The sequence below is a fragment of the Rhizobium metallidurans genome (assembly GCF_014196505.1).
In the GTDB taxonomy this organism is placed as follows: Bacteria; Pseudomonadota; Alphaproteobacteria; order Rhizobiales; family Rhizobiaceae; genus Rhizobium; species Rhizobium metallidurans.
This window is the reverse complement of sequence record NZ_JACIDW010000005.1, coordinates 25504-46141: the sequence shown is the minus strand read 5'-3', so window position 1 is coordinate 46141 and position 20638 is coordinate 25504. Positions and strand designations below refer to the sequence as shown.

General features: G+C 62.8%; 20 protein-coding genes and 1 tRNA gene. 9 read left to right on the top strand and 12 right to left on the bottom strand.

Going from position 1 to position 20638, the window contains the following annotated elements:
* Positions 1–2: 2 nt before the first annotated feature.
* Positions 3–1322 (bottom strand): efflux RND transporter periplasmic adaptor subunit, encoded by a 1320-nt coding sequence (locus tag GGQ67_RS10810; RefSeq protein WP_183900173.1) that lies wholly within the window; start codon positions 1320–1322, stop codon positions 3–5.
* A 248-nt stretch (positions 1323–1570) separates the two neighbouring features.
* Positions 1571–1777: a hypothetical protein gene (locus tag GGQ67_RS10805; RefSeq protein WP_183900172.1), complete on the bottom strand. Its 207-nt coding sequence runs from the start codon at positions 1775–1777 to the stop codon at positions 1571–1573.
* A 366-nt stretch (positions 1778–2143) separates the two neighbouring features.
* On the opposite strand from GGQ67_RS10805, the gene GGQ67_RS10800 reads away from it, so the two are divergent.
* From GGQ67_RS10800 to GGQ67_RS10780, 5 genes are all read left to right on the top strand, one after another.
* A tRNA-Lys gene (locus tag GGQ67_RS10800) sits at positions 2144–2219 on the top strand.
* A 190-nt stretch (positions 2220–2409) separates the two neighbouring features.
* Positions 2410–3054, top strand: coding sequence for an SAM-dependent methyltransferase (locus GGQ67_RS10795; protein WP_183900171.1), 645 nt, complete (start codon positions 2410–2412; stop codon positions 3052–3054).
* A gap of 93 nt (positions 3055–3147) precedes the next feature.
* Positions 3148–3414 (top strand): DUF2934 domain-containing protein, encoded by a 267-nt coding sequence (locus tag GGQ67_RS10790; protein ID WP_183900170.1) that lies wholly within the window; start codon positions 3148–3150, stop codon positions 3412–3414.
* 86 nt (positions 3415–3500) lie between these two features.
* A complete protein-coding gene (locus GGQ67_RS10785) occupies positions 3501–3662 on the top strand; it encodes an entericidin domain-containing protein (protein WP_183900169.1) in 162 nt (53 codons plus the stop codon).
* 183 nt (positions 3663–3845) lie between these two features.
* Positions 3846–4175, top strand: coding sequence for a DUF6665 family protein (locus tag GGQ67_RS10780; RefSeq protein ID WP_183900168.1), 330 nt, complete (start codon positions 3846–3848; stop codon positions 4173–4175).
* 29 nt (positions 4176–4204) lie between these two features.
* Here the strand turns inward: GGQ67_RS10780 and GGQ67_RS10775 are convergent, their stop codons facing one another.
* Positions 4205–6010, bottom strand: a complete 1806-nt coding sequence (locus GGQ67_RS10775) for a sensor domain-containing diguanylate cyclase (RefSeq protein WP_183900167.1) — start codon at positions 6008–6010, stop codon at positions 4205–4207.
* 153 nt (positions 6011–6163) lie between these two features.
* Between GGQ67_RS10775 and GGQ67_RS10770 the strand changes: the two genes are divergently transcribed.
* Positions 6164–6913, top strand: a complete 750-nt coding sequence (locus GGQ67_RS10770; protein WP_183900166.1) for a cytochrome c biogenesis protein CcdA — start codon at positions 6164–6166, stop codon at positions 6911–6913.
* Between the two features lie 59 nt (positions 6914–6972).
* On the opposite strand, the gene GGQ67_RS10765 is transcribed toward GGQ67_RS10770, so the two are convergent.
* From GGQ67_RS10765 to cysG, 5 genes are read right to left on the bottom strand one after another with little or no spacing between them, the layout of a single operon-like run.
* Positions 6973–8184, bottom strand: a complete 1212-nt coding sequence (locus GGQ67_RS10765) for a UbiH/UbiF family hydroxylase (protein ID WP_183900165.1) — start codon at positions 8182–8184, stop codon at positions 6973–6975.
* 37 nt (positions 8185–8221) lie between these two features.
* Entirely contained in the window at positions 8222–8734 is a 513-nt protein-coding gene (locus GGQ67_RS10760) for a DUF934 domain-containing protein (RefSeq protein WP_183900164.1), read from the bottom strand.
* Positions 8734–10407, bottom strand: a complete 1674-nt coding sequence (locus GGQ67_RS10755) for a nitrite/sulfite reductase (protein ID WP_183900163.1) — start codon at positions 10405–10407, stop codon at positions 8734–8736. The genes GGQ67_RS10760 and GGQ67_RS10755 overlap by 1 nt, the downstream gene beginning before the upstream one ends.
* A gap of 8 nt (positions 10408–10415) precedes the next feature.
* A complete protein-coding gene (locus GGQ67_RS10750) occupies positions 10416–10730 on the bottom strand; it encodes a DUF2849 domain-containing protein (RefSeq protein WP_111561437.1) in 315 nt (104 codons plus the stop codon).
* 2 nt (positions 10731–10732) lie between these two features.
* Positions 10733–12169: a siroheme synthase CysG gene (cysG, locus tag GGQ67_RS10745; RefSeq protein ID WP_183900162.1), complete on the bottom strand. Its 1437-nt coding sequence runs from the start codon at positions 12167–12169 to the stop codon at positions 10733–10735.
* 228 nt (positions 12170–12397) lie between these two features.
* Here cysG and GGQ67_RS10740 point away from each other — a divergent pair, with 228 nt between their 5' ends.
* Genes GGQ67_RS10740 through GGQ67_RS10730 form a run of 3 tightly spaced genes read left to right on the top strand, consistent with a single transcriptional unit; the run spans position 12398 to position 15079 of the window.
* On the top strand, positions 12398–12985 hold the full coding sequence (locus GGQ67_RS10740; RefSeq protein WP_183900161.1) for a deaminase: 588 nt from the start codon (positions 12398–12400) through the stop codon (positions 12983–12985).
* 19 nt (positions 12986–13004) lie between these two features.
* Positions 13005–13838, top strand: coding sequence for a nucleoside triphosphate pyrophosphohydrolase (gene mazG / locus GGQ67_RS10735; protein ID WP_183900160.1), 834 nt, complete (start codon positions 13005–13007; stop codon positions 13836–13838).
* 11 nt (positions 13839–13849) lie between these two features.
* The gene (locus tag GGQ67_RS10730) at positions 13850–15079 is read left to right on the top strand and encodes an FAD-dependent oxidoreductase (RefSeq protein WP_246400161.1); all 1230 of its coding nucleotides are present in this window, start codon (positions 13850–13852) and stop codon (positions 15077–15079) included.
* A 33-nt stretch (positions 15080–15112) separates the two neighbouring features.
* Here GGQ67_RS10730 and hflX read toward each other — a convergent pair whose 3' ends face one another.
* The 4 genes from hflX to GGQ67_RS10710 form a co-directional block, all read right to left on the bottom strand.
* Entirely contained in the window at positions 15113–16441 is a 1329-nt protein-coding gene (gene hflX, locus GGQ67_RS10725) for a GTPase HflX (RefSeq protein WP_183900329.1), read from the bottom strand.
* Between the two features lie 76 nt (positions 16442–16517).
* A complete protein-coding gene (gene hfq, locus GGQ67_RS10720) occupies positions 16518–16760 on the bottom strand; it encodes an RNA chaperone Hfq (RefSeq protein WP_018325164.1) in 243 nt (80 codons plus the stop codon).
* A 241-nt stretch (positions 16761–17001) separates the two neighbouring features.
* On the bottom strand, positions 17002–18366 hold the full coding sequence (ntrX, locus tag GGQ67_RS10715; protein WP_018899970.1) for a nitrogen assimilation response regulator NtrX: 1365 nt from the start codon (positions 18364–18366) through the stop codon (positions 17002–17004).
* Positions 18356–20626 (bottom strand): sensor histidine kinase NtrY-like, encoded by a 2271-nt coding sequence (locus tag GGQ67_RS10710; RefSeq protein ID WP_183900159.1) that lies wholly within the window; start codon positions 20624–20626, stop codon positions 18356–18358. The genes ntrX and GGQ67_RS10710 overlap by 11 nt, the downstream gene beginning before the upstream one ends.
* Positions 20627–20638: the final 12 nt, after the last annotated feature.

The window sequence follows — 20638 nt, the reverse complement described above, 5'->3', positions numbered from 1 at the left end:
TTTTATCTCGACCGCTCGGTCGAATCGGTGATGATCGCGTCTTTCTCCTTGAGATCGCCGGAGACCACCTGGGTGAACTGCCCGTCCGAGGAGCCGACCTGGATGACAACGGGCGCCGGGTTGCCGGCTTTCAGTACCCAGACGCGACGCTTGGCGCCGGTCAGCGTCTCGCCGCCGCCCTGGTTGCCGCCGCGTCGGCCCATGCGCGGCGGAGCGAATATGCCGAACAGGCCACGGTTCCGCCTTGCTTCCGTGGCCGGCGGCGCGTAGCGCAAGGCGGCATTCGGCACCATCAGCGTGCTCTTGACCGCCTCCACCGTAACGTCGGCTGTCGCCGTCATGCCCGGGCGCAGCAACAGATCGGCGTTGTCGACGGAGAGGATGGCCTTGTAGGTGACGACGTTGTTCGTCGTCTCCGAGGCGAAGCGGATCTGCTTGATCTCGGCCGGGAATGTGCGATCGGGATAGGCATCGACCGTAAAGGTGGCTTTCTGGCCGACGGCAATCTGGCCGACATCGGCCTCATCGACATCAACCTGCAATTCCATCTTCCTGAGATCGCCGCCGATGACAAAGAGAACGGGCGCCGACAGCGAGGCGGCAACCGTCGCGCCCGGATCGACCGAGCGCGTCAGGATCACGCCATTGATCGGCGAGATGATCTTGGACTTGGCGAGATTGACCTGGGCGAGTTGCAGATCGGCCTCCGCCGACAGCACCGCCGCTTCGTTAATCTCTTTCGTGGCAACAGCCGAATCGTACTTGTAGCGCGCGTCCTCGAGGCTCTGCTGCGTGGTCACGTTGCTCTGGACGAGGTTGCGGTAGCGGTCGTAGGAGCTCTTGGCGGATTCGAGATCGGCGGTGGCCTTGACGACGTTCGCCTTGGCCGAATCGAGTTTCGCCTGCGTGCTCTTGACGTCCGCCTCGACCTTGATCGTGTCGAGCACGGCCAGCACGTCGCCAGCCTTCACCTCGCTGTTATAGTCGACATTCACATCGCGAACGGTACCAGAGAGCTCGCTGGATATGTCGACTTGCTCGGTCGGCTGCACAGATCCGGTCGCCGTCACGAGGACGGTCAGGTCGCCGCTCTTGACCGGTTGCGTGGTGTAGCTCACCTCGCCGGCGCCCTGGCGAGAATAGAGATAGAGGCCACCGCCGGCCACCACCGCGAGCACGACCAGCGACACCAGCGAGCGCTTCAGCCACCGGCCCTTCTGCTTCTGCCGCGACGCGGCAAGCACAGCGGCGAGATCGGCAGTTGCCGTGCTCGCCGGTTGGCCCGTGCTCTTGGGTTCGTTTGGCTTGGTCATATCGTTCATGCGGGCGGCCTCGGTCAGATACAGCCAATACGACTGTCAGCTTCGGGAATAACGGTCCGAAGCTGAACGCAGGATTAGCAAGTTGACCGCATTGGCACGCAGCAACGTCAAATGGAAATGAAATCTTGGTAATGAAACTCGAGTTTGTCGCGGGCGAACGGCGCAATTCCGCCGTCGCTTGAGATTCCCAACCCACGGGCGCTGGCGGCCCGGGCCTGCCGCAACAATTCGCAGGCGGATGGCGCCTATCAGGCGCCAAGTGATTCCAGCGAGACCGGCGGACGGCGCTTGGCGGCCATCAGCAGATCGAGCTCGGTGGCCGATGGGCCGAACTTCTCGAACAGGCGAATGGCTTCATCGTCACCGAGCCGGTATTTGCGCGAGAACTCCGTCAGACTGTAGGCGCGGCCACGCAGTACCTTGCGTGTATTGGTGTGTTCGATCACATTGGTCATTGTCATCTCCTTGTATAACGGAGATTTAGGGTCCAGGAGCGATTTGTTAAGTCGCGAATGCGATTGAACCGATTGATTTTCTTAAATTTTTTTAGGGAACTTTATCTGCGCTCGCGCATTGGATGCTTAAAATCGGGCCATGAATCCTGCATTGGCGGTGGTCTTCACCGCGATCTTACGCTTGCACCGTCAATCCATAGAAACCAAACCTTCCCGCGGCCATGACCACCGTCCGCTTCGCCGTCCCGCGCAAGAAATGTGCCTAATGCACAGGAAAGGTGGATTTTTCAGTTGACCGCAATGGGTCGTCTGCATATGTTCCGCGCACTTCCAGCCGGGGTCCTTCACGGATACTTCGGAACACGGGAGAGCGTAGCTCAGCTGGTAGAGCAACTGACTTTTAATCAGTAGGTCATGGGTTCGAGCCCCATCGCTCTCACCATCGTAAAATCAATAGCTTATGATGTCATTTGGTTTCAACTGCGACTAAGCGGCTGTCCCTCGTGGTTTCGTTCTGCGGTTCCAACATCCTCGCACGATCTCCCTGCATCCTTAATGCGATTGGCTAAGGCGATGTTCTCGTCGCTTCCGGCTATCGTCGTCGCGTCCGTCGACGTGTTTGGGGGTGCGAAATGGATGCTGCAGCAGCTCGAAACGTGTTCGTCAACGGCGACCGGTCCGTGTCAGCGCGCATCAGGATCAAACGCTGGGAGATGATTCTGGAGCTGATGCCGGATCTGCCCAATATGAGAATCCTCGATCTCGGCGGAACGAAAAGCTGGTGGCTCGACGCACCATTCCAGCCGCCACAGGTCACGATCGTCAACCTTGATATCGAAGAACAGAGCGGCCGGATCAGAACGATCCGCGGCAATGCCTGCGAAGCAGACGTGATTCCGCACGACGAACGTTTCGACCTCGTCTTTTCCAACAGCCTCATCGAGCATGTGGGCGGGCATCAGTCATTTTCGAAACTCGCGCAGGTCGCAAGCAAGATGGCGCCGCGCTACCTCATCCAGACGCCCTATCGGTATTTCCCGATCAAGGCGCACTGGCTGTTGCCCGACATGCAGTTCATGCCGATGGCGCCTGATTTCAAGACCGCGCAGTGGTGGCCGCTCGGGCATGGTTGGGGGTGCCCGCAGGGCCGGACGTTCGACGAGGTGCAGTCGACGCAACTCCTGACGGCAACCGAGATGAAGCGCTATTTCCCCGACGCCACCATCCATTGGGAACGTTTCATGGGCCTGCCGAAGTCGATGATCGCCATCCGCTAGAGGCTGCCAGTTGTCCGTCGTCGCTGACCGGGCGATTCTCCGGAACATTTGACGTTGCCGCCAGTTCTAGCGATGCAAACATTGGAGAGCACCATGTCAGACCGTGAGAAAGACATTCGCGACCGCGCCCACGCCATCTGGGAGCGCGAGGGCAAGCCTGAGGGACGGCATGAAAAGCATTGGTCGCAGGCGGAGCATGAAATCAGTCATGGCGGTGACCAGATAGACGGCGATGACGTGCCGAATCTCGAGGCGCTCCGCGAAGCCGCGAGACAGCATACGGATGCATTCATCGTGAAGACGGATCTCGAAGATGCCGACCAGCGGGAAGCGACCCCCGGCATGCGTGAGCAGCCATAGAGCGAGCCGCATGCGTGAGTGACACAGAATGCAACCAGCTGGCCTGCCGTGCGTTCTGTCACAGGTTCCACGAAAAGGATTGTGACATGACTTCCTCCTTAACCACGAAGATCGCGGCTGCTCTTTGCGTCATGCTAGCCCTCAGCTCCTGCGGCAATACCATCCGCGGCATGGGCAAGGATGCGGCCAATACCGTGGATGCGACGCAGAATGCGGGCAACCGGGTTGGCAACGCCGCTGCGAAGTAGACGGCGCAGATAAGCTGGCTGGCTGACGTGCCCGTCGAGACAGGCGATCAAGGCCGGGGCATTTGGCATGCCTCGGCCGTCGCCGTCTTTACCGGCGCGCCGATCAATCCTACTCTATCATGGCATTCGTCAATCGAGCCACGCGCGCCGATCGCTTATCCGCGCGAGCATTGAGGGCATGTCATGACCGTTCGTCCGCCGCAATCGCTGAGGCAACCTTTCTCGATCGAAGGTGGGTTCAATGTTCTCGAATACGAGTTGAGAGCCGAACGCGCGAGTTCACTCGGTCGCAGCGGGCTGAAGGCGGAAGAGGCATTGGCCAGTCTGAAAGGCTGGGACGCCTCGCGCCATCACCAGGAAGACCGCGACGCGCGCCTCCGTAAGGCCGTGGACGCGGTATGGGGTCTTTTCGTCCAGCGTGAGATCTGCGGCCTGCGCAACAGCCGCGACGTCATCCAGCGCTACGGCATTCCGGACGAGGTGCTGGTGCGGCTTGGGTCGACGCAGAAATAGAAAGCACTACCCCTTACTCCAGCCCTCACTCAGGCGGAACCGCGTCTTTTGCTATCAGGTAGAAGCACGGAGGCCATGACGGTCATGTTCCGTCCCTGCGCCTTGGCTTCCAGCAGCGCTGCGTCGGCGCGGGTGAGCAATGTCGAGACGGCGGCGCCTTCGGCCAGCGAGCCGACGCCGATCGATACCGATATCGGCCCGAGAATGCGGCCGCGATGCGAAAGCGGCAGGCCGCGAATATTGGACCTCAGGCGCTCGGCGATGTCGAAACCTTCGGCGTCGCCGATACCGGGCAGCAGGACGGTGAACTCCTCGCCGCCAAACCGGTAGGCGCGACCGGCCTCGCCAATCGTATCGACAATGGTCTGGGCGACGTAGCGCATCACCTCGTCGCCGGCATCGTGGCCGAACTCGTCGTTGAAGCGCTTGAAGTGATCGATGTCGATCATCATGCAGCAAAGCTGCTCCATCTCGCGGTCTCGCGCGTGATGGTTCACGTCCTCGTCAAGCGAGCGCCTGTTGTAAAGCCCCGTCAGCGCGTCGCGAATGGAAAGGTTGGTCAGCTTGTCGCGCAGCTGCAGATTGGCGGCCGCCAGGCCGATATTCTCGGCGATCAGCTCGAGATAGAGCCGCGACGCCTCCGCCTGAATGTGGCCCTGCGGCCGTTCCTCGAAATAGAGCAAGCCGACGACATCGCCCTGCGCCGTCAGCGGAACGCAAAGCCCCATCGCATCCTGATGGTCGAGGTGCTGGCAGCTGATGTCGCCGTGCTCCCGCGAGCTTGCATGCGGGCGGCCGCGCCGCAGGCCCCAGCAGGCCGTCGCGGGAAACACCGGCTCGGACCGCCGTGGCTCGTGCCAGGAGGAGATGCGCGACAATGTCGAGCGGCTCTCGTTCATGATGTAGAGGTTGCCGGCGAGATCCGGAAAGATCTGCGGGGCGAATAGCGCCACGACTTCGGCCAGTTCATCCTGCGCCTGACAGGCCTGCAGGCGGTGCATCATCTGCAGGATCAGGTCCTTCGTCTGCTGATCGCGCCGGCGTTCGGCATCCAGGCGATCGCGTTCCAGGCCGTTTTCGCGGAATATGTGGATCGCCTCGTTCATCTCGCCGATTTCGTCGCGGCGGCGATCGAGCGGCACGTCGACGGCGTAGTCCTGCCTGGCAAGGCGGGTGACGATGCCGGTCATCCGCATCAACGGCATGGCGATACGACGCTTGAGAATGAAATAGAGAACGCTGAGAAACACGGCTGCGGTGACAGCCAAAAGCGTCTTGGCGACAAAGCCCCACCAGTCGCTGCGCTTCTGCGTGTCCTGCATCACCGCCTGGGTGCGCGCGTTCACCAGGTCGCGGAAGCGCGTGACGGCGCTGAGCAGGGCCGTCTGGATACGCTCGTGTTCCGGGCCGAACAGGGCCTGGCGGGCGCCTGCCTGATCGCCCTTGCGATAGAGGGCGATGGCCTCCTGCTCGATCCTGTCGAGAACGTCGGCGTTCTTCTGCACGTCATCGAGCGCCTGCAGTTCGATAGGCGCGACGCCCAAGTCGCGGATGCCCTTGATCGAACGTTCGCGCAGGCGCTCCTCGGCTTCCTTGCCCTGGAAGGCGTCGAGATAGCTGATATCGTCGCGCATGACATAAAGGCGCGCTTCATCGGTACGTTCCTCGGCACCCAGCGCAAGGCCTTCGGCGAGATCGCTCAGCGCCAGATGTTCCTCGACCGCGATCCGCTCGCGGTTCGCGCTGGTGGCGGAAAGGATGAAGGCAGACCCGGAGAGGACGGTCAGAACAACCGTCGCTGCATAGGCCCAGTTGGTGATGACGCTGATCCGCATGGGATTACAGTAGACCGTCTCAATTGCCAGACAATTAACACAGGTTGTATCGGTCCAGCCAAGCTCCCCAGAGGTGAGGCGCAAAAAGGTGATTGGCGGCGGGCCATCGGCTGCGCTAGGACTGCACACGAATGCCCTGCGCCGGAGAACCGCGTGTCGATTGCCGATATTTCCCTGTTTAGTGCCTTGCTTGCCGGTGCACTGTCGTTTCTTTCGCCCTGCGTCTTGCCGCTGGTCCCCCCCTATCTCTGTTACATGGCCGGCATATCCGTCGACCAGTTCCGCGGCGGAGGAACGGTGACCATCGCGCCGGATACGCGTCGCAGCGTGCTGTTTTCGGCGCTGTTCTTCACGCTTGGGTTCGCCACCGTCTTCGTGGCGCTCGGCGCGGGCGCGTCGAGCATCGGCATGGCGCTGCGCCAGCATCTCGACCTGCTCTCCAAGATCGGCGGGCTGGTCATCATCGTCATGGGCCTGAATTTCCTGGGTGTCTTCCGGATCGGCCTGTTGTCGCGGGAAGCACGCTTTCAGGGCAACGGCAAGCCGGCCACGCTGACGGGCGCCTATGTGATGGGGCTTGCCTTCGCCTTCGGCTGGACGCCGTGCATCGGCCCCGTGCTCGGCACCATCCTTGGTGTCGCGGCCTCGCGCGAAACGGTCGGCTCGGGCGCCAGCCTGCTTGCGGTCTATTCGCTAGGCCTTGCCGTTCCCTTCTGGATCGCCGCCGCCTTTTCCGGCGCCTTCATGAACTTCCTCACCCGCTTCCGCCGTCACGTAGGAACGGTCGAGAAGATAATGGGCGTGTTCCTCATCCTCACCGGCCTCGCCTTCATCTTCGGATTCGTCACCGACGCCGCGATCTGGTTCCAGCAGACCTTTCCAATCCTGATGAAAATCGGCTAGGCCTTGGCTTGTTCGCAGGCAAGCGGCAGTGGCCGCAGTCTCTCCTGATCGCGATGAAGTCAGGCTTTCTTCCGACGTAGGTGTTCCTTGATCGCATCCGGGATCGCGCGTAGACCGCGCCCCGGTTCGACACCCTCGCGCATCACCATGCTGCGGAACGGCGGGATGGCGGCCAGGATATGCAGGCCGGCCGCGCGCAGCACCTGCATCGGCAGGAAATCGGATAGAAGCGAGCGGTTCAGCACGTCGACGCTTGCCGTGCGGGTCATGATATCGACGCGGCGCTTGCGGTCGAACTGGCTGCCCGCATCCTTCGAGATCGGCAGTTCCGCCCGGTCGCAGAGGATATCGGTCAGCGCCATGACATCGCGCAGGCTCAGATTCAGACCCTGAGCGCCGATGGGCGGGAAGACGTGGGACGCCTCGCCGATCAGCGCCACCCTGCCCTTGCCGGAGCGGTGTGCCATCATGCCCGACAGCGGCCAGATCTGCACACCGTCCTCGACAGTCACCTTGCCCAGCAGCGACTGCATGCGCTCCTCGACGACATTGCCAAGCTCGGCCAGCGAAAGCTCCCGGCGCGCTTCAGCATCCGAAGGGCTCTGCACCCAGACGAGGCTCGAGCGCTTGCCGGGGAGCGGCACTTGCGTAAAGGGACCGCTTTCCGTGTGGAATTCGGTGGATATGTTTTCGTGCGGCAGGGAATGCTCGAAATTCAACACCATGGCCGACTGCGGATAGGACCATTTCTTGACGTCGATACCAACCGTCTCGCGCAGCTTCGACTTGCGGCCATCGGCACCGATCGCGAAATCGGCGGTGAGCGTCTCGCCATTGTCGAGCGAGATGGAGACGGCGTCCTCGGTAACATCGATCACATCGGCGAAGGCGGTGAAACGGGTGATGTTGCCCTCGGCGGCGGCGGCCGCTTCCAGCACATCCATCAATGCCTTGTTGGGAAAATTGTAGCCGAAGGCTTCGAGCCCGACTTCGGCGGCGCGAAAGGTCGCGGTCGGCGCGCGCAACAGGCGGTTGGTGCCGTCGATGATGCGCATGGTCGATAGCGGCGCGGAAGACGGCCGCAGGCGCTCCCAGAGCGTCAGCCGGTCGAGGAAGCGGATCGACTGATCCATCAGCGCCGTGGTCCGGCGGTCTTCCCTTGGTGCCGGCGGAGCAACGAGTGCAACGTTGCGTCCGCCGCGTCCAAGAGCGATTGCGGCGATCATTCCGGCCAGTCCGCCGCCGATCACCGCGATTTCGAAAGTCTTCATTGCACCGTTCCGCAAATTTTGAAACGGCGAGCCGGCCTTATGCCGCCGGCTTCGCCTGACGGCGCCAACTATAGCTCTTGCCCGGCTCCGCGTCACGCGCAGTCGGCTGATAATAATGCGGAATCTCCGGCAGGCGCTTTTCGGTGAGACGCTTTATCGCAGTCTCGTTGGTGACCGCGAAGCTGTCGATGCCACAGCGCAGCATGTGCGGCACCTGGTCGATCAGCACATCGCCGACGGCGCGCAGCTCGTTGGTATAGCCGAGACGTTCACGCAGCAGCGATGCATGGCTGAAGGCGCGGCCGTCGTTGAAGGCCGGAAAAGCCACCGCCACCAGTTCGAGGCGATAGAGATAGGGCTCGAGCTTGCGCACGTCGTCGGCGGGCTTGATCAGCACGCCGAAGCCGACTTCGTTGCTCTCCTCGGCCTTGACCGCCAGTTCCTCAAGGCTGAGCAGAGGCTTCTGCCCCTCGCCCGCCTTCACTTCCTCGGTCTCGATGACCCACGGGTCGTTCTCGACGAAGCCGGTTTCTCTCCAGATCCTAGTCACTACGCGGCCTCCGCCTTGGAATCACCGTAGAGCGCATCCTTGAAGGGCTGCGGTCCGACGCGGCGATAGGCATCGAGGAAGATCTCCGACGGATCGTTGCGCAGGCCGAGGTAGGTGTCGACGATCTTCTCGATCGCATCCGTCACCTTCTCCGGCTCGAAGCCGCGGCCGATGATTTCTCCGATCGAGGTGTGTTCGTCGCCGGAACCGCCGAGCGTGATCTGGTAGAGTTCGGCGCCCTTCTTCTCGACACCCAGCAGACCGATATGGCCGACATGGTGGTGACCGCAAGCGTTGATGCAGCCGGAGATCTTGATCTTCAGCTCACCGATCTCGGCCTGACGCTCGGGGTTGCCGAAACGCCTGGAGATTTCCTGCGCGACAGGGATCGAGCGCGCATTGGCGAGCGCGCAGTAGTCCAAGCCGGGACAGGCAATGATGTCGGTGATCAGGCCGGCATTGGCTTCGGCGAGACCGATTGTGACCAGACCGCGATAGACGGCTTCGAGGTCGGCCAGCGCCACATGCGGCAGGATCAGGTTCTGCTCGTGGCTGACGCGGATTTCGTCAAAGGCGTATTCCTCGGCGATATCGGCAACCGCATCCATCTGGCTGTCGGAAGCGTCGCCCGGGATGCCGCCGATCGGCTTCAGCGAGATCGTGACCATGCCGTAATCGGGATTCTTGTGCGGCTGGACGTTCTGGTGGACCCAGCGCGAGAACGCCGGATCGGCCTTCTTCCAGCGGGCGAGATTTTCCCAGCCTTCGGCACGCTCAGGCAAAGCCGGCGGCGCGAAATAGGCGGTGATAGCGGCAACGTCGACTTCCGGGAGCTTCAGCTCGGTGTCCTTCAGCGCCGCGAACTCGACCTCGACCTGGCGGGCCAGTTCCTCGGCGCCCGTTTCGTGGACGAGGATCTTGATGCGGGCCTTGTACTTGTTGTCGCGGCGGCCGTGCAGGTTATACACGCGCATGACGGCAGTCGTGTAGGACAGCAGGTCCTCTTCCGGCAGGAAGTCCTTGATCAGCTTGGCGATCATCGGCGTACGGCCCTGGCCGCCGCCGACATAGACGGCAAAGCCGATCTCGCCCTTGTCGTTCTTCTTCAGGTGCAAGCCGATGTCGTGAACCTGGATCGCGGCACGATCGCGCTCGGCGCCGGTCACGGCAATCTTGAACTTGCGCGGCAGGAAGGAGAATTCCGGATGGACGGAAGACCACTGGCGCAGGATTTCGGCGTATGGGCGAGGATCAGCGACTTCATCGGCGGCGGCACCGGCGAAGTGGTCGGCGGTGACGTTTCTGATGCAGTTGCCCGAGGTCTGGATCGCATGCATCTCGACGGTGGCGAGCTCGGCCAGCACGTCGGGCATGTCGGACAGTTTCGGCCAGTTGAACTGCAGGTTCTGGCGGGTCGTGAAGTGGCCGTAGCCACGGTCGTAGGTGCGCGCGACATGTGCCAGCATGCGCATCTGCTTGGAATTCAGCGTGCCGTAGGGAATGGCGATGCGCAGCATGTAGGCATGCAGCTGAAGATAGACGCCGTTCATCAGGCGCAGCGGCTTGAACGCGTCCTCGGCCAGCTCGCCGGACAGACGGCGCTCAACCTGATCGCGGAACTGCGCGACGCGCTCGGCGACAAAGGCATGGTCAAATTCGTCGTAACGGTACATGGTATTCCTCAGACTGCAATGAATGCGGGATCGGCGGGCTTGTAGCCCGGCGCGTATTCCATGGTCGGACCCTGTGCACGAATGCGCTCGCGAAGGCGCAGCGGCCAGAGAACACCATCGGTCTCCTGCACGTCAACCACGGCGACATCGACGACCAGATTATCGGCATAGGACTTCTTGCCGATCGCCTCCAGCGCGGCGACGGCCTCGGCATGGCGCGCGACCAGCGCATCCTGCAGCGACGTCACCCAGGTGCCGTTGGCATCGAGCCAGACGGCGATGCCGTCGGTCAGCCTGTTGGCGGTCAGAACCTTGTCTCCCATAGTCAGCTCCTTAGCAGTTCATCGGACCGGGCACGTGCACGCACCAGCGGTTCGGACAGTTCGAAATTGGCGCCGGCGACGGCGTCGCCGATGATGACCATGACAGGTCCGGTGAGTTCATCGCGGTTCTGCAGATCGGGCAGATCGCGAAGCGTGCCATGCAGCAGCCGACGATCGGCGCGGCTGGCGTTTTCGATGACGGCGACCGTCGTTTCCGGCGCGATACCGGCGCGCATCAGCCGCTCGGCAACCGATGCGGCGACGGTGCGGCCCATATAGACGGCGATCGTGGCGCCTGAGACGGCAAGGCTTGCCCAATCGGGAAGCACGTCGCCGGTCAGGTCGTGGCCCGTCGTGAAGACCAGCGACGAGGCGACGCCACGCAGCGTCAGCGGCAGTTCGAAATCGGCGGCGGCGGCAAAAGCAGAGGTGATGCCGGGCACGACCTCGTAGGCGATACCGGCGGCGCGCAGCGCGGCCATTTCCTCGCCGGCGCGACCATAGACCAGCGGATCGCCAGACTTCAGGCGGACGACGCGCTTGCCGTGGCGGCCGAGATAGACGAGGAGGTCGTTGATCTCTTCCTGCGACTTGGAATGACAGCCCTTGCGCTTGCCGACCGAGAGGCGCTCCGCATCGCGGCGGCCCATGTCGACGATTTCCCGCGGCACCAATGCGTCATAGACGATGACATCGGCTTCCATCATCACGCGCTGGGCGCGCAGCGTCAGGAGATCAGCAGCACCCGGGCCGGCGCCGACCAGCCAGACGCGGCCATCGGCCTTGTCGGCGGAGTGCAACAGCTCGTCGGCAAGGCTTTTCGCTTGCGGCATGTTTTCGTTGGAGACAGCATCGGCCACCGCGCCGGAGAAGAAACGGCGCCAGAAGAGACGGCGCGTGGCGCCCTTCTCCAGCATATGCTCGACGCGTCCGCGGTAGCTGACAGCCAGTTCGGCAAGGCGGCCGAGCGACGGTGCCAGCAACTGGTCGACCTGGGCGCGGATCATCTGGGCGAGAACGGGCCCCGCACCTTCCGTGCCGATGGCAACCGCTACGGGGGCGCGATTGACGAGTGCCGGGGTGTAGAAATCGCAATAGTCGGGCTGATCGACGGCATTGGCCGGGACCCTGGCGGCGCGCGCGGCATCGACGATGGCGCGATCGGCGGCGCCATCACCTGTTGCGGCGAAGATTAGCGTTGCGTCATCGACCTGCTCGGGCGCGAAGGGCGCACGGACAGTCTCGATGCGGTTGGCGATCAGGTGGGCGTGATAATCGGCCTCGGGACGATCCGCATAGGCGACGATCCGGGCCTTGGTGTTCGACAGAAGGCGCACCTTGGCGAAGGCTTCATCGCCATTGCCGAAGACAGCCGCGATCTTGCCTTCGACACGAACGAAGGCAGGAAAAACCGACAGTTGCTCAATCTTGGAAGGCATCATCAATCCATTTCGAAGTTGCCGGAATATGCACCACCCGACCAGCCAAATGAAGAAACAGAAATTCCAAACCCGGTATGGCCGCGTATTGTTTTACCCGGCATGTCAATGATTTGAGCAAAACTCACCGGTGCGGCACAAAGCCTGTGACAAATTCGGACTGGCCCAAGAATCCTCGTTTGCCTGGCGCGGTACCGGCGATAAGGTGCCGGCAACAAGGAGAACGCCATGTCCGACACCACCATTGCCGCCCGCCTTCTCGATGTCATGGAGCGCGATATCCTGCCGATGACCGAACGCGGCGTCGGCCTCGGCAACAAGGTCTTCGGCGCCGCCATCCTGCGCAAATCGGACCTTTCGCTCGTGGTCGCCGAGACCAACAACGAGCTGGAAAATCCGCTCTGGCATGGCGAGGTGCATACGCTGAAGCGTTTCTACGAGCTGGGCGAGAAGCCTGCCACCAAGGACCTGATCTTCCTCTCGACGCATGAGCCCTGCACCATGTGCATGTCAGCGATCACCTGGGCCGGGTTCGACAATTTCTACTATTTCTTCAGCCACGAGGATTCCCGCGACGCCTTCGCGATCCCCCACGACCTGAAGATCCTGAAGGAAGTGTTCGGGCTCGAGCCTGGCGGCTACAGTCGCAGCAACGCCTTCTGGAACAGCTTCGCGATCGCCGATCTCGTCGAGACCGAGAGTGATGCCAGAAAGGTCGACCTCAAGGCGCAGACGGCGCGGATCAAGGGTCGCTACGACGCGCTTTCCGAGAGCTACCAGTCGTCCAAGGGCGACAACGACATTCCGTTGAACTGACACGATCGGCCCGCGCACGATGGAAGCCTCCAAAGACATTTCCCGCCTGATCGAGATCATGGCCGCCCTTCGCAATCCCGAGACCGGTTGCCCCTGGGACATCGTCCAGACCTTCGAGACGATCAAGCCCTACACGATCGAGGAGGCCTACGAGGTCTCCGACGCGATCGAGCGCAACGATATGGACGACCTCTGCGACGAATTGGGCGACCTGTTGCTGCAGGTCGTGTTCCATGCCCGCATGGCCGAGGAGGCCGGCGCGTTTTCGTTCGGCGACGTGGTCGAAGCGATCACGAGAAAGATGATCCGCCGCCATCCGCATGTCTTCGCCCGCTCCGACGCGGATACGCCCGACGCGGTGAAGAAGCAGTGGGACGATATCAAGCAGGCGGAAAAGCGCGAGCGCGCCGAACGTCGGGCCGCGCGCGGGATTTCGGAGGATTTCAAGGCCGGGTTCCTGGGTTCCGTGCAGCGCAGCTTTCCGGCGCTGACGGAAGCGCTGAAGCTGCAGGAACGCGCCGCCAAGGTCGGCTTCGACTGGTCGGCGCCGGAGCCCATTCTCGACAAGATCGAGGAGGAGATCGCGGAATTGAGAGAGGCGTTGGCCTCGGGCGACCACGCCAAGGTCAGCGACGAGCTCGGCGACCTGATCTTCGCCGTGGTCAATATCGGCCGGCATGTCAAGGCCGATCCGGAGCAATCCCTGCGCGGGACGAATACGAAGTTCCGGCGCCGTTTCAGCCATATAGAAACGTCTCTTGAAGCAGAAGGTGAAACGCTGGAGGCCGCGACGCTGGAGCGGATGGAAGAACTCTGGCAGGCCGCCAAGGCCATCGAGCGGCAGCTGGGCTGACTGGGCGCGTCATGAAGCTTGAAACGCTCGACATCGCGATCGCAGGCGCCGGCGTTGGCGGTCTTTCGTTGGCCGCCCTTCTGGCAGGCCGCGGCGCCCGCGTGACCGTCTATGACCAGATGAACGCGCCGCAGCCGGTCGGATCCGGCTTCGTGCTGCAGCCGACAGGGGCCGCGGTGCTCTCGCGAATGGGCCTGCTTGGGCAAGTCGAGGCGCGCGGCGCCCGCATCAGCCGCATGCATGGGCGCCTGTCCGGCAATGGCCGCACGGTGCTCGACGTCGGCTATCGCCCGGGCGCCTACGGTATCGCCATCCAGCGCGTCGCGCTGTTCGATCTGCTGCTTGAGGCCGCGATCAGTGCTGGGGTGCGGTTCGAGACGTCATCACGGGTGACCGACATCGAGCCAGGTAGCGCGCCGCGTCTCGTGCTTGCGACCGGCATCCGAACGGCGACCGCCGATCTCGCCATCGACGCCATGGGCGCCAACTCGCCGGTCGCCGCGAAGGCCGCCACCGAGCTCGGCTACGGCGCGCTCTGGGCGACGGTTCCCTGGCCGGAGCATGGCGTCTTCCGCAAGGACGAGCTGGAGCAACGCTACAAGAGAGCAAGCCAGATGGCCGGCGTGCTGCCTGTCGGCACCGCACGCGATGGCGCGGCTCCGATGGCGACGTTCTTCTGGAGCATCCGCAACGGGGATTTCGAGGCGTGGCGCGCCGCCGGGCGCGAGGCCTGGATCGACGCGGTGCGCTCCTTCTGGCCTGAGGCGGAGGCGCTTGCCGCCGTGGCCGAGCCGGTGCACGCGCGCTACCGGCATCTGACCCGCACGCCGGTTGCCGGCAAGCACGTCGTGAAGATCGGCGATGCCTGGCACGCGACAAGCCCGCAGCTTGGCCAGGGCGCGAACATGGCGTTGCTTGACGCGGCGTCTCTCGCTTCGGCACTCTGCCGTGAGGCAACGGTCGGCGAGGCGATCGCGCGGCATCTGAAGCAGCGACAGATGCATATCCGCTTCTATCAGCTGCTCAGCCGTATCCTGACGCCGTTTTATCAATCAGACAGTTCAGTGCTGCCGTTCAGCCGCGACATCATGATTGGGCCGGCGACCAAGCTGCCGCTGGTGCGCAGCCTGATCACAACGCTGGTTACGGGTGAGCTGCTCGATCCGGTTGGTCGGATCGAGCTTGATCGGCTCGTGCCAGAGAAGAAAGCCGTGGTGGAAAATCAGGGCGCGCTGGTCTAGCCGAGCGCGACACATAGAGAACGGGGCGCCTGATCAGCGCTCCCAGTCTTCTTTCGGCCTTGCCGTATTGCCAAGCCGGCGCTCGAGTTCGACGGCTTCCGTTTCAGACAGTCTGAGATCGAGCGTCACCGATCCGTCTTCGTTGTCTTCGCGGCTGTCGACGATAGCGTGATCGTAAAGCCATGGCAGCAAGGCCAGTTTGTCGACCGGGAGCACGACGGTCGTCTCCGTCAACACGCCGGACAGCCTGCGGCTGATTTCTTCCATCAGCGCATCGACGCCCTCGCCCGTCACGGCGGAGACCGCCACGACATTGCGCGCGCCTTCGGCCTTCTGGACGATCGCTTCGTGGTTTTCCGGCTCGAGGCGGTCGATCTTGTTCCAGACCTCGATGATGCGCTTCTCGCCCTCGGCCTCGTCGATGCCGAGATCCTTCAGGATGCGCAGAACGTCGGCGCTTTGCGCCTGGTTGTCGTCGTCAGCCATGTCGCGGACATGCAGAACGAGATCGGCTTCGAGCACCTCTTCCAGCGTCGCGCGGAAGGCGGCGACGAGGTGGGTCGGGAGGTCGGAGATGAAGCCGACGGTATCCGACAGGATGACGGTGCGGCCATGCGGCAGCTTCATGCGGCGCAGCGTCGGATCGAGCGTCGCGAACAGCATGTCTTCGGCGAGCACGCCGGCGCCGGTGATGCGGTTGAACAGCGTCGACTTGCCGGCGTTGGTGTAGCCGACCAGCGCCACGATCGGATGCGGCACCTTGCGGCGCTTGGCGCGATGTAGCTGGCGGGTACGGACCACCTGTTCAAGCTCGCGCTCGAGCTTGATGATGCGGTCCTGCAGCATGCGGCGGTCGGCTTCGATCTGGGTTTCACCCGGACCACCCATGAATCCACCGCCACCGCGCTGGCGCTCAAGGTGGGTCCAGCTGCGAACCAGCCGGCCCTTCTGGTAGTTGAGATGGGCGAGATCGACCTGCAGCGTGCCTTCCTTGGTGGAGGCGCGGCGGCCGAAGATTTCAAGAATGAGGCCCGTGCGGTCGATGACCTTGGCGTTCCATTCCTTCTCGAGATTGCGCTGCTGAACCGGCGTCAGCGGATGATCGACGATGACGAGGCCGGAATCGGTCTCGTCAAGGCTGTCCTTGATCTCCTGGATCTTGCCGGTGCCCATCAGCGTCGCCGGACGCGGCTCGCTGACGGCGACGATGGTGCCCTTGACCACATCGAGATCGATCGCCTGCGCCAGGCCCGTCGCCTCCTCGAGGCGACTTTCCGGCGTGCGGGTCGTGGTGACGGTGTCGGCACCGCCTCGGCTGCCGCGTGCCTGCTTGAGCACGGGCACGACGACGGTCGCGCGCATGTCATCCCGGTGCTTCATGGCTTCCGGGATGATCGAATCATTCTTGGTATCGCGTGTCGAGATGACGTCTGTCCTGTCAGGAAGCGGATTCTTCGCTTTCGAACATCTGCATCGGCTGGCCGGGCATGATGGTCGAGATCGCGTGCTTATACACGAGTTGCGAATGGCCGTCACGGCGCAGCAGAACGCAGAAGTTGTCGAACGACGTAACAACGCCGGTCAGCTTCACACCGTTAATCAGAAATATAGTCAGGGAAATCTTTTGCTTGCGAACAGTATTGAGAAATAAGTCCTGCAGGTTTTGAGAACGTTCCGCCATCGCGCCGATTCTTTCTTTATTGCCGGCCTTCACGTGCCGGTAAAATACTTCTTATTTTTCCATCAGGCAGCCGACAACCCTCATCCCTGCTGCCCGGAAAGCCCTTGGTATCAAATCGCAATCTTTTCCGCAACGGCGAAAAAGGCCCGTCTAATTTTATGGACGCCGGATCGCCGCCAAGCGCCGCCAGCACCCTGCCCGCCGACCACAAACGCACGCCGGCTACCGATCACACCTGTCGTCAGACGCCGAGCGACTTCAACTTGCGGTGCAATGCCGAGCGCTCCATGCCGACAAACTCGGCGGTGCGCGAGATATTGCCGCCGAATCGATTGATCTGGGCGATGAGATAATCCTTCTCGAACATCTCGCGCGCTTCGCGCAGCGGCAGCGTCATGATGTGGTAGTCGTTCTTCGCCGATACCTTGGGCAGCATGTCGCCAAGGTCGGTCGGCAGCATCTCGGCGGTGATCGGCGCATCCGGGCCGTCGGACCGGGCGAGAATCATCAGGCGCTCGATGTTGTTGCGCAGCTGGCGGATATTGCCCGGCCAGTCGTGCGCCTGCAGCACCGCCATGGCGTCGTCGCCGATGCGGCGCGGGCGAATGCCGGCCTGTTCGGAGATCTGGCGCATCAACTGATCGACGAGGAACGGGATATCCTCGCGACGCTCGGCCAAGGACGGCACCTTGACCGGCACCACGGCAAGGCGGTGATAGAGATCCTCGCGGAACCAGCCTTCGGCAATGCGGCTTTCCAGATTATAGGCGGTGGACGAGACAATGCGCACGTCGACCTTCACCCGCTTGGAGCCGCCCACGCGCTCGAACTGCTGATCGACGAGCACGCGCAGGATCTTGTTCTGCGTCTCGCGCGGCATTTCGCCGACTTCGTCGAGATAGAGAATGCCGCGATGGGCTTCCTCGAGCGCGCCGATCTTGCGGGCCTGACCGGGCGAACCCTCGGTCCCGAAGAGCGCCACTTCCATGCGGTCGGGCGTGATGTTGGCGGCGTTGATGGCCACGAACGGGCCACTCGCGCGCGACGACTTCTTGTGGATCATTCGCGCGACCAGCTCCTTGCCGGAGCCGGAGGAGCCGAGGATCATGATGCGGCTGTTGGTCGGCGAGACCTTCTCGATCGTCTGGCGCAGCTGCGAGACGGCAACGGACGTGCCGATCAGCTCTACCGGATCGCCGGCCTTGCGCTTCAATTCGGAGACTTCGCGCTTGAGCTTGGAGTTTTCCAGCGCACGCTCGGCGATCAGGATCAGGCGATCGGCCTTGAAGGGCTTCTCGATGAAATCGAAGGCGCCGCGCTTGATGGCGGAAACGGCGGTCTCGACGTTGCCGTGGCCGGAAATCATGACGACGGGAATGTCGGGATGGCGCGCCTTGACCTCATCCAGCAGCGCCAGACCGTCGAGCTTGCTGCCCTGCATCCAGATATCGAGGAAGATCAGCCGCGGCGCGCGGTCGGAAATCGCAGCCAGGGCGCTGTCGCTGTCGTGCGCGGTGCGGGTCTCGTGGCCCTCGTCGGAGAGAATGCCGGAGACGATCTCGCGGATGTCGTGTTCGTCGTCGACGACCAGAATGTCAGAGGCCATATGCATTTTCCTTGTCACTTGCGGCCGAGGCGGCGGGCGTCTGCTCCAGGCGCGGCAGATGCACGCGGATCATGGCCCCTCTTCCCTGGTCAAAATCAGCGGGTGCGTCATGCAGTTCGAGCTGCCCGCCATGTTCTTCAATAATCTTCTTCACGATGGCGAGGCCGAGACCGGTCCCTTTCTCGCGCATCGTCATATACGGTTCCAGAATGCTGTGCCGGTTCTCGACAGGCAGACCGCGACCATTGTCGATGATATCGACGGTGAAGCGGTCACGCGGCTGATCGAGCGATGCGCGCACCAGCACCTTGCGTTCCTCGCGTTCGCCGGCCGGCACGCCCTCGATCGCCTCAACCGCGTTCTTGATGAGGTTGCCGAAGGCCTGGCCCAGCATGCGGCTGTCGAATTGTCCTTCGAGCGGCGCATCGCCGAACTCCTGCAGGAACTCGACATGGCTGTTGCCCATCTCGCGCAGGAAGACGGCGTCGTGCAGGATCTTGCGCAGATCGCTCGGCTCCTTGGTGGGCTTGGGCATACGCGCGAAAGAGGAGAACTCGTCGACCATGCGGCCGATATCGCCGACCTGGCGGATGATCGTCTCGGTGCACTGATCGAAGACGCCGCGATCGTCCTGGTTGATCTGCTTGCCGTAGCGACGCTGGATGCGTTCGGCCGACAGCTGGATGGGGGTGAGCGGGTTCTTGATCTCGTGAGCGATACGGCGCGCCACGTCGCCCCAGGCGGTTGAGCGCTGTGCGATGACGAGGTCGGTGATGTCGTCGAGCGTGATGACGTAGGATTCGCTCATGTCGCGCACTTCCTCGCGCGTCACCTGGACGCTCAGCGTGCGCACGGTGCCGGCGCGCACGAGCGCGATCTGCTTGCGGAAATCGCCGCGATAGCGCGAGGCCGCCTCGGTCAGAACCTGGTCCACCTCTGGGGCGATTTCGGAGAGCTGCTTGCCGAGCATGTCACCTGCATCGAGCGCCATCAGCGTCTCGGCCGAACTGTTGACGATGGTGACGCGGCGATCGTGCTCGACGCCGATGACGGCGGCGGTCACGCCCGACAGCACGGCTTCGATGAAGCGGCGGCGGTCGTCCACCTCGTCCTTGGCTTCGAGGATCTCGTCGCGCTGGGTGCGGATCTCGGAGATCATCTTGTTGAAGGTACGCGACAGGTTGGCGACGTCGCCATCGACGGCGTGCACGGGCACGACGATGTCCATGTTGCCGGACGCGACGCTATCCGCGGCGGTGATTAGCAGGCGGATCGGCCGGACGATACGGTCGGCGACGGCGATCGCGGTCCAGATGGCCGCAAGCAATACGATCAGCGCGAAGCCGACGTAGAGGATGGCGAAGGCGATCTGCAGCGAGAAGCGCCCCGCCTCCATCGACTTATACTCGGTGGCGTTCTCCTCCATCATCCGCATCGCGGTCATGACCTTCGGGTCCACCGCGCGTACCGTATAGAGGAAGGCGCTGTCGATCGATTCCAGCCGGATGATGGCGCCGACAAGATTGGTGACACCTGGCGGGATCAGCGTCGGCTGGCCGGCCGAGGCCTTGTTCAGCGCGTCCTGCGGGATCGCCGGCAACGGCTTCTCGGTCTTGATGTCGGCCTGCGTGATAACAGTACCATCCGCCTGCACCAGGAACGCGCCGAGCAGGCCGCGTCCCCTCGCCTGGCGTGTCATCAGCTCGGCGAAGCCGGTGCGATCCAGATTGAACAGCTGGCGATTGCGCTCCAGGTCGTTTGCCATGGAGACCGTCTGGCCCTGCAGATAGCTCGCATTCTCCATCATGTAGGCCTGCCCGATATTGCGGGAGGAACTGACGATCGATTGCGTCCTCAGCGCGAACCAGCGGTCGAGACCGGCGTTCAGCGTGATACTGGCGAAGAGAGCGACGAGGATGGCGGGCGTGATCGCCACGATCGAGAACAGGACGACAATGCGTATATGCAGCCGTGCGGCGGCGCGACCGCGCTTGCGCGCCTTCAACAGCCGCGAGACCTCGCGGCCGATCAGCGCCATCAGACCAAGCACGAAGAAGGAATTGACGACGACCGAGGTGATGACGACGGGCGACGTCGGCGCGATCGGCGTCAGGCCGAGCAGCACGAAGAGCGTCATCGTGGCGCAGAGAAGCGCGCCCCCGGCAAGGACCAGACCGGGCAGAGCAAACAGCGCGCGGCGATCCGTTACCGTGGTAACTGCTTCGCCATCCGCCGCCGGCGGCAACGCATCCTCGTTCATTCGTTTAACTCT

Excerpts from the sequence above, each read along its gene's own strand:
- GGQ67_RS10810 (WP_183900173.1), bottom strand. The coding sequence starts at position 1,322 with ATGAACGATATGACCAAGCCAAACGAACCCAAGAGCACGGGCCAACCG.
- GGQ67_RS10805 (WP_183900172.1), bottom strand. The coding sequence starts at position 1,777 with ATGACCAATGTGATCGAACACACCAATACACGCAAGGTACTGCGTGGC.
- GGQ67_RS10795 (WP_183900171.1), top strand. The coding sequence starts at position 2,410 with ATGGATGCTGCAGCAGCTCGAAACGTGTTCGTCAACGGCGACCGGTCC.
- GGQ67_RS10790 (WP_183900170.1), top strand. The coding sequence starts at position 3,148 with ATGTCAGACCGTGAGAAAGACATTCGCGACCGCGCCCACGCCATCTGG.
- GGQ67_RS10785 (WP_183900169.1), top strand. The coding sequence starts at position 3,501 with ATGACTTCCTCCTTAACCACGAAGATCGCGGCTGCTCTTTGCGTCATG.
- GGQ67_RS10780 (WP_183900168.1), top strand. The coding sequence starts at position 3,846 with ATGACCGTTCGTCCGCCGCAATCGCTGAGGCAACCTTTCTCGATCGAA.
- GGQ67_RS10775 (WP_183900167.1), bottom strand. The coding sequence starts at position 6,010 with ATGCGGATCAGCGTCATCACCAACTGGGCCTATGCAGCGACGGTTGTT.
- GGQ67_RS10765 (WP_183900165.1), bottom strand. The coding sequence starts at position 8,184 with ATGAAGACTTTCGAAATCGCGGTGATCGGCGGCGGACTGGCCGGAATG.
- GGQ67_RS10755 (WP_183900163.1), bottom strand. The coding sequence starts at position 10,407 with ATGTACCGTTACGACGAATTTGACCATGCCTTTGTCGCCGAGCGCGTC.
- GGQ67_RS10750 (WP_111561437.1), bottom strand. The coding sequence starts at position 10,730 with ATGGGAGACAAGGTTCTGACCGCCAACAGGCTGACCGACGGCATCGCC.
- cysG (WP_183900162.1), bottom strand. The coding sequence starts at position 12,169 with ATGCCTTCCAAGATTGAGCAACTGTCGGTTTTTCCTGCCTTCGTTCGT.
- GGQ67_RS10740 (WP_183900161.1), top strand. The coding sequence starts at position 12,398 with ATGTCCGACACCACCATTGCCGCCCGCCTTCTCGATGTCATGGAGCGC.
- mazG (WP_183900160.1), top strand. The coding sequence starts at position 13,005 with ATGGAAGCCTCCAAAGACATTTCCCGCCTGATCGAGATCATGGCCGCC.
- GGQ67_RS10730 (WP_246400161.1), top strand. The coding sequence starts at position 13,850 with ATGAAGCTTGAAACGCTCGACATCGCGATCGCAGGCGCCGGCGTTGGC.
- hflX (WP_183900329.1), bottom strand. The coding sequence starts at position 16,441 with ATGCGCGCGACCGTCGTCGTGCCCGTGCTCAAGCAGGCACGCGGCAGC.
- hfq (WP_018325164.1), bottom strand. The coding sequence starts at position 16,760 with ATGGCGGAACGTTCTCAAAACCTGCAGGACTTATTTCTCAATACTGTT.
- ntrX (WP_018899970.1), bottom strand. The coding sequence starts at position 18,366 with ATGGCCTCTGACATTCTGGTCGTCGACGACGAACACGACATCCGCGAG.
- GGQ67_RS10710 (WP_183900159.1), bottom strand. The coding sequence starts at position 20,626 with ATGAACGAGGATGCGTTGCCGCCGGCGGCGGATGGCGAAGCAGTTACC.